Here is a 13,150-nt window from a genome sequence, read left to right as displayed (position 1 = left end):
GGAGCCTGACGGCTCCCTTTCGTGTACGGCATGAGCCGAGACTTATGCTTTCAGCTTACGCATAACCAGCGTGGCATTGGTGCCGCCAAAACCGAAGCTGTTAGACATAACAGTCGTCAACGCTTGCTCGGTCGGTTTAGTCACGATGTTCAGACCTGCAGCTTGCTCATCCAGCTCTTCAATGTTGATGCTCGGCGCAATAAAACCGTGCTCCAGCATCAGCAGAGAGTAAATAGCTTCCTGAACGCCAGCCGCACCCAGTGAGTGACCGGTCATGGCTTTGGTTGCAGAAATGGCCGGGCTGTTATCGCCAAAGACTTCGCGGATTGCACCCAGTTCCTTCACGTCGCCTACCGGAGTAGAAGTACCGTGGGAGTTCAGGTAGTCAATCGGGGTATCAACACCGTGCATCGCCATCTGCATGCAGCGAACTGCACCTTCACCTGACGGAGCAACCATGTCTGCGCCATCAGACGTTGCGCCGTAACCTACGATTTCAGCGTAGATGTGCGCGCCACGAGCCAGTGCGTGTTCCAGTTCTTCGACAACAACCATACCGCCGCCGCCTGCGATAACAAAACCGTCACGGTGTGCATCATAAGTACGGGAAGCTTGAGACGGGTTGTCGTTATATTTGGTAGACAGCGCGCCCATTGCGTCGAACTCGCACGCCATTTCCCAGCACAGCTCTTCGCCGCCGCCAGCAAAAACGATGTCCTGCTTGCCCAACTGAATTTGTTCAACAGCATTGCCGATACAGTGTGCAGAAGTCGCACAGGCAGAGCTGATGGAGTAGTTAACGCCGTGGATTTTGAACGGTGTCGCGAGGCAGGCAGAAACGCCGGATGCCATCGCTTTGGTGACCACATACGGGCCAACCGCTTTCAGACCGCGCGGGCTACGCATTGCGTCAGCACCGAATACCTGAAAACGCGGGGAGCCGCCGCCGGAACCTGCAATCAGGCCAACGCGCGGATTGTTCTGGTAATCTTCTGCAGCAAGGCCGGCATCAGCCACTGCCTGCTCCATAGAAAGGAAAGCATAGATGGATGCGTCGCTCATAAAGCGCACTACTTTGCGGTCAATGAGGCCAGTGGTATCCAGTTTTACGTTGCCCCAGACGTGGCTACGCATGCCGGAGTCCTTCAGCTCCTGAGAGAAAGTGATCCCTGAACGTCCTTCACGCAGAGATGCCAGGACTTCCTGCTGGTTATTACCGATGCTGGAAACGATGCCCAAGCCAGTAATCACTGCACGTTTCATTCAATACCTCTGTAAGTCGCACTATTTTAAAGTTTCGAGTGGCACAATAGCGTACACTTGTACGCCGAACAAGTCCGATCAGCCATTTAATGTGGAAATTTGCGCAGCCAGGCACTCCTCGTTAAGATCGGGTCACAGCCTGTCAGACGAGTAACTTACGTGAAACAATACGCTATACAACCTGCCAACCTTGAATTCAACGCTGAGGGTACACCTGTTTCCCGAGATTTTGACGATGTCTATTTTTCCAATGATAACGGGCTGGAAGAGACACGTTACGTCTTCCTTGGCGGCAACCACCTCGCCGAACGTTTTCCTGTGCACCCTCGCCCGGTGTTCGTGGTGGCAGAAAGTGGCTTTGGTACCGGGCTAAACTTCCTCACGCTCTGGCAGGCATTCGCCACCTTTCGCAACGCACACCCTGACGCTACCCTGGAAAGATTACATTTCATCAGTTTTGAAAAATTCCCGCTGACGCGTGAGGATCTGGCGTTAGCGCATCAGCACTGGCCGGAACTGGCGTCGTGGGCAGAGCAACTCCAGGCACAGTGGCCACTGCCGCTGGCTGGTTGCCATCGTCTACTGCTTGATGAGGGGCGGGTTACTCTGGATCTGTGGTTCGGTGACATCAACGAACTCACCGGAAAGCTGGACGAGTCCCTGAACCAACAGGTTGATGCCTGGTTTCTGGACGGCTTCGCCCCGTCAAAAAATCCGGATATGTGGACGCCAACACTCTTTAATGCCATGGCTCGACTGGCCCGACCGGGTGGTACGCTGGCAACCTTCACTTCGGCTGGTTTTGTACGCCGGGGATTGCAGGAAGCCGGATTTACAATGCAGAAGTGCAAAGGTTTTGGTCGAAAACGTGAAATGCTGTGTGGCGTGATGGAACAGACGATGACGCCTCCTTCATCAGCACCGTGGTTTTTGCGTACAGGAACGAAGAAACGTGAAGCGGCCATTATTGGCGGTGGTATTGCCAGCGCATTACTGTCTCTGGCGCTACTGCGCAGAGGCTGGCAGGTCACGCTCTACTGCGCTGACGATAAACCCGCGCAGGGTGCTTCCGGCAATCGTCAGGGCGCACTCTATCCGTTGCTCAGTAAACATGATGCGGCGATTACGCTTTTCTTCCCCACCGCATTTACCTTTGCTCGTCGCCTGTACGATGCCCTACCCGTTAATTTTGCCCATGACTGGTGTGGCGTCACGCAGCTCGCCTGGGATGAGAAAAGCCAGCAAAAAATCAGCCAAATGCTGTCCCTTGAACTGCCCGATGCGCTCGCCGTCGGGGTGGACGCAGACCAAATTTTGCAAACAACAGGCGTTGTGACCGAATGTGATGGCATCCAGTACCCGGCCGGCGGATGGCTGTGTCCGGCACAACTTACCACCGCCGTTCTCGACTATGCGACAACGCTTGGGTTGCGTACCCACTACCAACACACACTGACCTCACTTGCTCATCAAACCGATAGCTGGCAGCTGCAGTTCGCCAGCGGAGAAGCGGCAACACATGAGGTCGTGGTTCTGGCGAATGGGCACTGTATTCACCGTTTTGAACAGACTCAGTCACTACCGGTGTATTCCGTTGGCGGCCAGGTAAGTCACATTCCCACGACGCCTTCGCTTTCCACACTGCGTCAGATTCTGTGCTATGACGGCTACCTTACCCCGCAAAATCCGGAAAATCAGCAGCACTGTATTGGCGCCAGCTATCATCGGGGGAGTGAAGAGACGTCGTTCCGTCATGATGACCAGCAGCAAAACCGTCAGCGTTTGATCGACTGTTTGCCGAATGCGGCATGGGCGAAAGAAGTGAATGTCAGTGACAATGCTGCCCGTTGCGGCGTCCGTTGTGCCACGCGCGATCATTTACCGATGGTCGGTAATGTGCCGGACTATAACACCACTCTCGATCAGTATGCCCGGCTTGCAGAAGACAAAGAACATGCTTTACGCGCACCGGTATACCCGGATTTGTTCATGTTAGGCGCGCTGGGGTCACGTGGGCTATGTTCTGCCCCGCTATGTGCAGAAATTCTGGCCGCGCAAATGAGTGATGAACCGATCCCAATGGATGCCAGCACGCTGGCGGCGCTGAATCCGAATCGTCTGTGGGTACGGAAGTTATTGAAGGGCAAAGCGGTGAAGTAAGATACCATCTCATTATTGCCCGATGCGCTGCGCTTATCAGGCCTACAACCCCAATCTGAATCGTTTGTGGGTAAAAAAATCGTAGGCTGGGTAAGCGTAGCGCCACCCGGCAAGCTGAGAATGCCGGATGGCGGTCGACTACGGGCAATGATTATTTTGTCGCCTTCTGGAACAAGGTGTCCCACATCTCTTTCACTAATGCCTGGTCACGTGGCGAGAGTTCGCCCGCACTGATGGCTTTCTCCAGGCTGCTGGTCACATTGGCGTACAATGCTTCAGCGGAATGGTCCTCACCACCGTCCAGTTCAGCAACGGCCAGCGTCAGGTGCCCACGCAAGTAACCACTGGCAAACAACTCATCATCGCTGGCGTGCTCTACCATATCGTCGATTAATGCCAGAATGCGTGATTCAAACTCCGCGATCATCTTCTTTCCTCATTGTAAACGTGGCATCGGCGTCAGTTGAGCGCTTCGGGCCACGGGAATTGTTCCGCCTTAAGTTCAGGCGTGTGATAATAATTCTGTAGTGCGTTAATGAAACGCGCCGGGCGTTCGGGGATCCCCTGTTCCAGGTACTCCATCACCTGGGCATGAACGCGACGCTGGAATACCACGCGATCCGGTTCAAAGTCCCCTTCCAGGTTGTCGCAACTGACGTTAAACGGGTAGCCCGCCGCCATGCAAAACAGCCAGTCAAACGCCTGCGGCTTCACTTCCACATCTTCAAACTGGCATTGCGTCTTCGCATCACGCCCGTCCGGGCAGTACCAGTAACCAAAATCGACCAGCTCACGGCGCGCCTTGCCGGCGATGCACCAGTGTGAGATTTCGTGTAACGCGCTGGCGTAATAACCATGCGCAAAAACGATACGGTGATACGGTAATTCCGCATCGGCAGGAAGATAGATCGGTTCGTCGTCGCCTTTAATCAGACGGGTATTAAATTCATCGGCAAAGCAGCCGTTAAAAATCTCAATTAACTGTTCGTAGTGATGGGTATTATTCATTAGTTCATCCCCAGCCAGTGGAGAATCTCCTGTCCATGATTATCATAAAGTAATTTGGCACTCATCACTGCGGAAACAATGACAATCATCGGCCGAATGAGTTTTTGTCCTTTGCTGAGCACCAGTCGCGACCCCATCCGTGCGCCAATAAACTGGCCAATGAGCATCACGAACCCAGTCGCCCAAATCACTTTGCCGCCGAGAGCAAACAGCAATAGCCCGCCAATATTCGATGTGGCATTTAATACTTTGGCATGGGCTGTCGACTTCGCGAGGTTATAGCCACACAGCATGACAAAGGCCAGCGCGTAAAATGATCCCGCTGCCGGGCCAAAAAAACCGTCGTAAAAGCCGACGCATCCCCCGGCCACCAGCGCAAAAGGCAACCCGTGCAATCGACGCTGTCGGTCTTCTTCCCCGATTTTCGGCATCAACAGGAAGTAAAGGCCAATACAGATAACCAGAACCGGCAGGATCTGGCGCAGAATATCTGACTGCACGTGCTGAACCAATAGTGCGCCGCTCATTGACCCGATAAAGGTCATGAAGATATTGAGCTTCTGATCCGCCAGGTTAACCACACCACGACGAATAAAATAGAGGGAGGAAGAGATAGATCCCCCGCAGGCCTGCAGCTTATTGGTCGCCAGCGCTTGCGCGGGTGGCATCCCGGCCGCCATCAATGCCGGAATGGTGAGTAAACCACCGCCTCCGGCCAGAGAATCAATAAAACCTGCCAGCATCGCCACAAAAAAAAGCACACCTAACAGCAGTGGCGACACCATAAACAGAGAGGCAAAATGATCCATTAGAGTACATGCTCGTCCAGTAGCGCCTGGCAGGAAGGCGGCAACGGCGGCGGTGTCTTCTTCTCAGGCTTGGTGGTTCCAGGTTTTGGAGGTTCGAACCAGCTTTGCAACTCCGCGCCGCAGCCGTCACCCGGTGGTGGTAACGGTTGGTCTTCGCACTCAAGACTGTCGGCAGGGCAACGTAACCGGACATGCATATGCGCACGATGCTGGAACCATGGCCGCACTTTACGCAACCAGTCCCTGTCGGTCCCTGCATCCAGGCAAAGTTGCTGCTTAATCGCCGGGTTCACGAAAATACGCGTTACTTCATTATCTTTTGCCGCCAGCCTAATCAGGCTGAAAATCTCCGGCTTCCACAGTGACGGCACGACACGTTTGCCATCCTGTGAGACCAAATCTAACGCCTGCGGTCGCAGCAGTTGCGACTGGGTCCAGCGCGTTTTTGGCAGTTGCAGGAAAATATCCACATCCAGTCCCGTCTGGTGGCTGGCGTGACCGCCATTGAATCGCCCACCGGCCGGCATACCCATATCGCCGATTAACACCGTACCCAGCCCCTGACTATTGGCCTGATTACTCAGGCGCTGGATAAACCTCACCAGGTCCGGATGGCCAAAGTAACGACGCTGATCGGTGCGCATCACCTGATAGTGTTCTGACTGTACCGGAAGCGTATCCGCCCCCACGATACAGCCATTGGAGAATGCGCCGATAGACTGTGCGCTACCCGCAACCGGATGGGTAATTTTCTGCCAGGGCGTTGCTGCCAGACAGGCGGTACTGGCAAACAGAGCCAGCGCCGCAAGTGCCGTTTTTTTCATTTCTTACCAGCGTGGAATGTCAGTCTTCACATCCGCATTTTGCGCCCGCTGGCGCAACAGGTGATCCATCAACACAATAGCCAGCATCGCTTCTGCGATCGGCACTGCGCGGATCCCAACGCACGGATCGTGACGTCCTTTGGTTACCATTTCGACTTCTTCACCAAAGCGGTTGATAGTACGCCCAGGTACAGTGATGCTGGACGTCGGTTTCAGCGCCATATGGGCAATAATTTGTTGCCCGCTGCTGATCCCTCCCAAAATGCCACCCGCATGATTACTCTGGAAACCGTCTTTGGTGATCTCATCACGGTTCTGACTGCCACGTAGCGCCACAACGTCAAAACCATCGCCAATCTCTACGCCTTTTACAGCGTTAATGCTCATCAACGCATGCGCGATGTCGGCATCAAGACGGTCAAAAACAGGTTCACCAAGACCCGCCGGCACACCGTCAGCAACAACGGTGACTTTGGCGCCAATGGAGTCGCCCTCTTTTTTCAACCCGCGCATCAATTCATCCAGCGCTTCGATTTTATCCGGGTCCGGGCAAAAGAAGGGATTCAATTCGACCTGAGACCAGTCTTTAATCTCCAGCGGAACATCGCCCATTTGAGTCAGACAACCACGGATTTTAACGCCGAATTTTTCCGCCAGATATTTCTTGGCGATTGCTCCCGCCGCTACACGCATTGCCGTTTCACGAGCGGATGAACGTCCACCGCCACGGTAATCACGCAAGCCGTATTTCTGCTCGTAGGTATAGTCGGCGTGTCCTGGACGGAAAACATCCTTGATGGCACCATAATCCTGAGAACGCTGATCGGTATTTTCAATCAGCAGGCCAATACTCGTACCGGTGGTGACGCCGTCGAATACGCCGGAGAGGATCTTCACTTGATCCGGTTCCCGACGCTGGGTAGTGTAACGCGACGTGCCCGGACGACGCCTGTCGAGATCGTGCTGCAGGTCGGCTTCAGTCAGAGGAATGCCCGGCGGAACACCATCAACGATACAACCGAGCGCCAGCCCGTGTGATTCGCCGAAGGTTGTTACGCGAAAGAGTTGCCCAATTGTATTTCCTGCCATCACGGCTCCGTTATGCGTGTTGTGTATCTGCGCGTGTATTTAGTCTTTGTAAATACTGAAGTGCTCACGAGCGGCGATCAACTGCTCTTTGGTCAGCATGAATACACCGTCTCCACCATTGTCGAATTCCAGCCAGGTAAACGGCACATCAGGGTATTGCTCTATCAGATGTACCATGCTGTTTCCGACTTCACAAATCAGAATACCGTTATCAGACAGGTAGTCCGGAGCATTGCCCAAAATACGGCGAGTCAGCTTCAGTCCATCACTACCGGATGCCAGACCCAGTTCAGGCTCATGACGGTATTCGTTCGGCAGGTCTGACATGTCTTCCGCATCAACATACGGTGGGTTAGTGACAATCAGGTCATACTGGATTTTCACTAGATCGCGGAACAGGTCGGAACGGATCGGCGTTACGTGATGAATCAGACCGTGCTCTTCAATATTGTGTTCGGTAACCGCCAGCGCATCCGTCGAAATATCAACCGCATCCACTTCAGCTTCCGGGAAGGCATAGGCGCAGGCGATAGCAATACAACCGCTGCCGGTGCACATATCGAGGATATGCTGCGGCTGCTCGTTGATAAGACCCGCAAAGCGGTTATTGATCAGCTCGCCAATAGGCGAACGCGGAACCAGCACGCGCTCATCAACATAGAATTCATGCCCGCAGAACCAGGCCTTGTTGGTCAGGTAAGCCACCGGAATACGCTCGTTGACGCGACGAATCACACGCTCAACAATACGATGACGCTCGCTGGATGTCAGACGTGCGGTACGCATGTCCTCAGGAATATCCAGCGGCAGATAAAGAGACGGTAGCACCAGCTGTACGGCCTCATCCCACGGGTTATCCGTACCATGGCCATACCAAATGTTCGCTGCGCTAAAACGGCTGACCGCCCAACGCAACATGTCCTGAATGGTATGCAGTTCACTCACTGCTTCATCGACGAAAATTTTATCCACGTATTCCTCCAGGGCATGCTCGCATTAAATTCGGCGGCTAGTTTGCCACGAAGACGGCGATAAATCAGCATTCACACGGAGCCTGAACGCGAAAATTGCGTTTTAAGCGATCGGATGCCCGTCGAGTCGGGTTAAACTAACGGAAAATAAAAGTTGAGACTCTCGAATGAAAAAGAAAACATCGCTCAGCGAGGAGGATCAGACGCTGTTTCGCCAGCTGATGACCGGCACCCGGCAAATTAAGCAGGACACCATTGTCCATCGACCACCACGCAAAAAAATCACCGAGGTTCCGGTCAAAAGACTGCTACAGGAACAGGCTGATGCCAGCCACTATTTCTCGGATGAGTTTCAGCCGCTGCTGAACACGGACGGTCCGGTAAGATACGTGCGGTCCGATGTCAGCCATTTTGAACTGAAGAAAATGCGCCGTGGTGATTACTCCCCGGAGCTGTTTCTTGATTTGCACGGATTGACGCAACAACAGGCCAAACAGGAGCTCGGTGCATTGATTGCCGCCTGTCGTCGTGAGCATGTCTTTTGCGCCTGCGTAATGCATGGCCACGGGAAGCACATTCTGAAACAGCAAACGCCGCTGTGGCTGGCACAACATCCGCATGTGATGGCCTTCCATCAGGCACCGAAAGAGTACGGTGGCGATGCCGCACTGCTGGTACTGATCGAAGTGGAAGAGTGGTTGCCACCGGAACTTCCCTGAGGCAGCAATTCAGAAACAAAAAGAGCCGCATTTGCGGCTCTTTTATTTTCCGGATGGCGATTCTGCCTTATCCGGACGATGAAACATGGCACGGATTCGATTAAATCGCTTTTGCCATTTTCAAATTACACGGGCTCATCTGCCAGTTAAAAATGCCCTTTCCGCTCTCATCAAGCGTTACGCTGGCTATCGCAGATGTGGTAAACATCGGCGGCGTTTCACCTGGGCAAAGCTCAGACACCAGATATCCCACTAACGGTAAGTGAGAAATCACCAGCGCCGTCGCGATACCTTCATTGGCCAGAGCCTGTAAATAGGCGCTGACCAGACCGACATCGCCGCAGGGAGTCAGCTCCGGCAAAACATCCACACCGGCTGGCAGGTTCATACATTCACCCACCACATCCAGCGTCTGTTCGGCTCGTAGGAACGGGCTCACCAGAACACGTTCGATATCCACTTTTTGACCTTTCAGCCAGTTCGCCATCAGGCGAGATTCGTCACAACCACAAGAGGTTAAAGGACGAACCGAATCACTGGCGGCATCGAGGGCCGCGTCGCCGTGACGCATGATAAAAACTTGCATATTGCACCGCTTTTGTTAACCAGAATCACCGACACGTTTACACAAAGCCCCTATTGGCAGTGGTAACTATGTGGTGGCCGGCATTGTGCCTTATCCATTCACCGAATGAAACGCTGTTTTTTACCTCAACGGCGTAAGTATAGTCAATCTCTGTTTACATTTTGAGCGTGACACATACATTCAGTGCGGATTCATCCTACCTTTGACCTCATGAATTCAGGTCAGTTTCCCCGATATTCCAGAATCTTTCACCACGTTCCGCCATCTGCAATAACTGTTCACACGGTGTAAACCGTGAACCATATTGCGTGGACAGTCGTTGCAGAACCGCAACCACTTCACCCGCACCGAGAGAATCCATATACCGGAACGGGCCGCCGAGGAATGGCGGAAAACCAATACCAAATACAGCGCCGATATCACCATCACGTGCGCTGCGGACGACCTGCTCACCAAAACAGCGTGCTGCTTCGTTAAGCATTAACATGACACACCGCTCGGCAATTTGCGGGGCTGCGAGTTGGCCCTGACCCTGGACGCCAATAAGCGTATAAATTGCAGGGTCGACCTGTTTTTTGCTTTTACGCCCTTTCGCGCCATAAAGATAGAAACCCCGACCATTTTTTCTACCTTTGCGATCGTCATTCAAAATTGAAGCAACAACATTTGCAGGCGCGCTAAAACGTTCTCCATATGCGGCCTCAAGCACTGGTATAATTTTAGTGCCCGTATCAATTCCGACCTCATCCAAAAGTTGGATTGGCCCTACCGGAAAACCAAACTTAACCAGCGCGGCATCAATCGTGTCGACACGTTCGCCTTCGGTCAGCATGCGAATCGCTTCGTTGATGTAAGGCGCTAAAATTCGGTTAACGTAAAAGCCAGCCTTATCCTGGACAACAATCGGTGTTTTGCCCTGTTTTTTCGCTAACTTAACGGTTGTGGCAATCGTCTGTTCAGAGGTTGTTGCATGCGGGATCACTTCCACCAGTGGCATTTTTTCTACCGGACTAAAGAAGTGCAGACCAATTACCTGTTCAGGTCTGGCAGCATTAGCCGCAATATCACCAATAGGCAAAGATGAGGTGTTCGATGCAAAAATAGTATGAGGGGCACAATTCTGTTCAATTTCTGCCACCATCTGTTGTTTTAACGACAGATCTTCAAACACCGCTTCAATAATCAGATCACGATGAGCAAAACCGCGATAATCGGTGGTTCCCGAAATCAGCGCCAGTTGTTTGTCACGTTCACCTGCCTTGATATGACGGCGACGAACCTTCGTTTCAAGTTGATCCCAACTGTACTTCAGCGCGTGGTTGATTCCTTTAGCATTAATATCTTTGATGCGTACCGGCAAGCCACCTTTACAGGCAGTGACGTAAGCAATACCGCCGCCCATCAGGCCACCGCCCAAAATACCGACGCTATTCAGCGGGCCGGGTTTCGCTTCACTGCCGGGATCCTTTTTCACATCGGTATTGGCAAAAAAGATGTTCCGTAGTGCCTTAGACTGCGAAGTCATCGCCAGCTCACCAAACGCGCGGGCTTCCGCCTCATAGCCGCTGCTGCTGCCCTGTGCGAGACCGGTTTCAATCACCTCAAGAATGCGGTCCGTTGCAGGGTAGTTGCCCAGCGTTTTTTGCGCCGTCTTTTTGCTGACCATACGAAACAGCAGCGCACGTCCCAACGGCCCCGCCAACACACGTTCACGTACGGGCAGCACCCGGTGCGCCGAACTGTCTTTTTTGGCCAGTTCAACCGCGGCTTCCAGCAAAATGGTCTGTGGTACAACTTCGTCCACCAACCCCACTTTTAGCGCCTGTTTTGCCCGGAGCTGTTTTCCTGTCAGGATCATATCCAGCGCAGTACTGACACCAATAAGACGAGGTAATCGCTGGGTTCCACCGGAACCGGGAAGCAGGCCTAACTGCACTTCCGGTAAACCCAGCACGGTTTTAACATCATCGGTACAGATACGGTTATGGCAGGCCAGCGCCATCTCCAGCCCACCGCCCAGACAGGCACCATGAATCGCGGCGACAACAGGGATCGGCAATGCATTAATTTCCGCCATGATCTGCTGCCCCTGACGGGCCAGCGTTTCAGCTTCCTGCGCGCTGCGGCAATCGCCTATCATATTGATATCGGCACCGGCGATAAAATTATCGGGTTTCGCCGAAATGAACACGACGCCACGCAACGCTTTATTGTCGCGAATTTGTTTCAGAATGGCCCTAACCTGAGAAGCAAACTCCGCTTTCAGGGTATTCATTTTTTCTCCGGGTACATCAATGGAGACAACAGCGACGTTATCCAGACGCACGTTGAGCGTAAAAGCCGATGTCATTTCCATTATTCTGCCTCCAGAACCATTGCCGCACCCAGGCCACCAGCCGCGCAGGCGGTGACTAAACCAAAGCCACCGCCACGACGCCGCAGTTCATGGAGGGTTTGGGTGATCATTCGTGCACCAGTTGCGGCGAATGGGTGCCCATAGGCAATTGAGCCGCCCAATACGTTAAATTTACTGTCATCGACTTCACCTGTGGCATGGGAGCGCCCCAGCACTTCGCGGGCAAAACGCTCACTGCCCAGCAACTGGAGGTTCGCCAGCGTTTGTGCCGCAAAGGCTTCATGCATATCAATAAGCGTTAAATCCGCCATGGTTAACCCTGCGCGCTCCAGGGCAAGCGGGGTCGACCATGCAGGTCCCAACAGCATGTCCTGCCAGACATCAATGGCGGTAAAGGCAAAACTACGCAGATATCCCAGCGGTACCAGCCCTAACTCTTTCGCACGCGATTCCGTCATCACAATCACGGCCGCAGCACCATCTGTTAACGGCGTGCTGTTGGCCGCCGTAACGGTACCGTGTTTTCTGTCAAATGCCGGACGCAACCGGGCGTAATCCGCCATCGTCGAGTTACCGCGAATATTGTTATCTTCTGAAAAAGGATCTTTAAAGGGGGGGGCGTAGGTTGTCATCACCTCATCCGCAAGTTTTCCTTCAGACCATGCCTGAGCCGCGCGCTGATGAGAACGGTGCGCCAGCGCGTCCTGCTGCTCTCGGGTAATACCATAGGTTTTGGCCATTTGCTCGGCGGTATCCCCCATACGCAAACCGGTGGAGTACTCAGCAACAGCCGGTGGCACAGGCATCAGATCGCGCAAGCGCAATCGGGAGAAGAGCTTCAGACGTTGTCCGGTTGTGCGGGCTTTATTGACATCCACCAGTACTCGCGCCAGCTTTTTGCTGACGCCAATAGGCAGAACGGAAGAGGAATCTGCGCCGCCGGCAATCCCAGCACGAATAGTACCGGCCATCAGGCTTTCTGCAACATTCGCCACGGCCTGAAAGCTGGTTGCACAAGCCCGGCTTACGCTGTAAGCATCCGTATGCACATTCATCCCGGTTCCCAGAACGATTTCCCGGGCAATATTGGGGGCTTCTGGCATTTGAACCACCTGGCCAAAAACCAGCTGTTCAATCACGTCAGCGGGTATTTCGCTGCGGGCCAGCAATTCACTAACAACCATTTTTCCCAAATCAACGGCGGGAATGCCATGAAACGCGGTAGCCTGACGGGCAAATGGCGTACGCAATCCGCTCACGATGGCGATACGGTCGCCCTGGCGGGTAACCAGCGGTAAAGCCTGACTCATAACACTCCCCTGTAAAAAATAAAAATAAGTGGTCTGACCTGATCACAGTCTTAAC

The 13,150-nt window shown here is 53.4% G+C and carries 12 protein-coding genes; 2 read left to right on the top strand and 10 right to left on the bottom strand.

What is annotated here, in order from left to right; genetic code table 11:
* Positions 1-42 precede the first annotated feature (42 nt).
* On the bottom strand, positions 43-1,263 hold the full coding sequence (gene fabB, locus QMN38_RS04720) for a beta-ketoacyl-ACP synthase I (protein WP_005129715.1): 1,221 nt from the start codon (positions 1,261-1,263) through the stop codon (positions 43-45).
* Between the two features lie 159 nt (positions 1,264-1,422).
* Here fabB and mnmC point away from each other — a divergent pair, with 159 nt between their 5' ends.
* Positions 1,423-3,423, top strand: coding sequence for a bifunctional tRNA (5-methylaminomethyl-2-thiouridine)(34)-methyltransferase MnmC2/FAD-dependent 5-carboxymethylaminomethyl-2-thiouridine(34) oxidoreductase MnmC1 (gene mnmC / locus QMN38_RS04715; protein WP_323604625.1), 2,001 nt, complete (start codon positions 1,423-1,425; stop codon positions 3,421-3,423).
* 151 nt (positions 3,424-3,574) lie between these two features.
* Here mnmC and QMN38_RS04710 read toward each other — a convergent pair whose 3' ends face one another.
* Genes QMN38_RS04710 through prmB form a run of 6 tightly spaced genes read right to left on the bottom strand, consistent with a single transcriptional unit; the run spans position 3,575 to position 8,125 of the window.
* Positions 3,575-3,850, bottom strand: coding sequence for a YfcL family protein (locus QMN38_RS04710; RefSeq protein WP_005129722.1), 276 nt, complete (start codon positions 3,848-3,850; stop codon positions 3,575-3,577).
* A 32-nt stretch (positions 3,851-3,882) separates the two neighbouring features.
* Positions 3,883-4,431, bottom strand: coding sequence for an elongation factor P hydroxylase (locus tag QMN38_RS04705; protein WP_271440231.1), 549 nt, complete (start codon positions 4,429-4,431; stop codon positions 3,883-3,885).
* On the bottom strand, positions 4,431-5,240 hold the full coding sequence (locus QMN38_RS04700; protein WP_103014173.1) for a sulfite exporter TauE/SafE family protein: 810 nt from the start codon (positions 5,238-5,240) through the stop codon (positions 4,431-4,433). The genes QMN38_RS04705 and QMN38_RS04700 overlap by 1 nt, the downstream gene beginning before the upstream one ends.
* Positions 5,240-6,064, bottom strand: coding sequence for a penicillin-insensitive murein endopeptidase (mepA, locus tag QMN38_RS04695; protein ID WP_003834823.1), 825 nt, complete (start codon positions 6,062-6,064; stop codon positions 5,240-5,242). Before mepA ends, QMN38_RS04700 begins: the two co-directional genes overlap by 1 nt.
* Before the next feature lie 3 nt (positions 6,065-6,067).
* The gene (gene aroC / locus QMN38_RS04690) at positions 6,068-7,153 is read right to left on the bottom strand and encodes a chorismate synthase (RefSeq protein ID WP_271440229.1); all 1,086 of its coding nucleotides are present in this window, start codon (positions 7,151-7,153) and stop codon (positions 6,068-6,070) included.
* A 39-nt stretch (positions 7,154-7,192) separates the two neighbouring features.
* Positions 7,193-8,125: a 50S ribosomal protein L3 N(5)-glutamine methyltransferase gene (gene prmB / locus QMN38_RS04685; protein WP_271440228.1), complete on the bottom strand. Its 933-nt coding sequence runs from the start codon at positions 8,123-8,125 to the stop codon at positions 7,193-7,195.
* Positions 8,126-8,291: 166 nt separating this feature from the next.
* Here prmB and smrB point away from each other — a divergent pair, with 166 nt between their 5' ends.
* A complete protein-coding gene (smrB, locus tag QMN38_RS04680; protein WP_323604624.1) occupies positions 8,292-8,843 on the top strand; it encodes an endonuclease SmrB in 552 nt (183 codons plus the stop codon).
* 100 nt (positions 8,844-8,943) lie between these two features.
* Here smrB and sixA read toward each other — a convergent pair whose 3' ends face one another.
* The 3 genes from sixA to fadI form a co-directional block, all read right to left on the bottom strand.
* Positions 8,944-9,429 carry a phosphohistidine phosphatase SixA gene (sixA, locus tag QMN38_RS04675; RefSeq protein ID WP_048211041.1) on the bottom strand — a complete coding sequence of 162 codons (486 nt, stop codon included), beginning with the start codon at positions 9,427-9,429 and terminating at the stop codon, positions 8,944-8,946.
* Between the two features lie 208 nt (positions 9,430-9,637).
* The gene (gene fadJ / locus QMN38_RS04670; RefSeq protein WP_271455444.1) at positions 9,638-11,785 is read right to left on the bottom strand and encodes a fatty acid oxidation complex subunit alpha FadJ; all 2,148 of its coding nucleotides are present in this window, start codon (positions 11,783-11,785) and stop codon (positions 9,638-9,640) included.
* Positions 11,785-13,095 (bottom strand): acetyl-CoA C-acyltransferase FadI, encoded by a 1,311-nt coding sequence (fadI, locus tag QMN38_RS04665; protein WP_271448546.1) that lies wholly within the window; start codon positions 13,093-13,095, stop codon positions 11,785-11,787. Before fadI ends, fadJ begins: the two co-directional genes overlap by 1 nt.
* Between the last annotated feature and the right edge of the window lie 55 nt (positions 13,096-13,150).

The sequence above is a fragment of the Citrobacter sp. R-1.5.2 genome (assembly GCF_035064245.1).
In the GTDB taxonomy this organism is placed as follows: Bacteria; Pseudomonadota; Gammaproteobacteria; order Enterobacterales; family Enterobacteriaceae; genus Citrobacter.
The sequence above is the reverse complement of the archived record's forward strand: the minus strand, read 5'-3'. Positions and strand labels throughout refer to the sequence as shown.

Excerpts from the sequence above, each read along its gene's own strand:
- fabB (WP_005129715.1), bottom strand. The coding sequence starts at position 1,263 with ATGAAACGTGCAGTGATTACTGGCTTGGGCATCGTTTCCAGCATCGGT.
- QMN38_RS04710 (WP_005129722.1), bottom strand. The coding sequence starts at position 3,850 with ATGATCGCGGAGTTTGAATCACGCATTCTGGCATTAATCGACGATATG.
- QMN38_RS04705 (WP_271440231.1), bottom strand. The coding sequence starts at position 4,431 with ATGAATAATACCCATCACTACGAACAGTTAATTGAGATTTTTAACGGC.
- QMN38_RS04700 (WP_103014173.1), bottom strand. The coding sequence starts at position 5,240 with ATGGATCATTTTGCCTCTCTGTTTATGGTGTCGCCACTGCTGTTAGGT.
- mepA (WP_003834823.1), bottom strand. The coding sequence starts at position 6,064 with ATGAAAAAAACGGCACTTGCGGCGCTGGCTCTGTTTGCCAGTACCGCC.
- aroC (WP_271440229.1), bottom strand. The coding sequence starts at position 7,153 with ATGGCAGGAAATACAATTGGGCAACTCTTTCGCGTAACAACCTTCGGC.
- smrB (WP_323604624.1), top strand. The coding sequence starts at position 8,292 with ATGAAAAAGAAAACATCGCTCAGCGAGGAGGATCAGACGCTGTTTCGC.
- sixA (WP_048211041.1), bottom strand. The coding sequence starts at position 9,429 with ATGCAAGTTTTTATCATGCGTCACGGCGACGCGGCCCTCGATGCCGCC.
- fadJ (WP_271455444.1), bottom strand. The coding sequence starts at position 11,785 with ATGGAAATGACATCGGCTTTTACGCTCAACGTGCGTCTGGATAACGTC.
- fadI (WP_271448546.1), bottom strand. The coding sequence starts at position 13,095 with ATGAGTCAGGCTTTACCGCTGGTTACCCGCCAGGGCGACCGTATCGCC.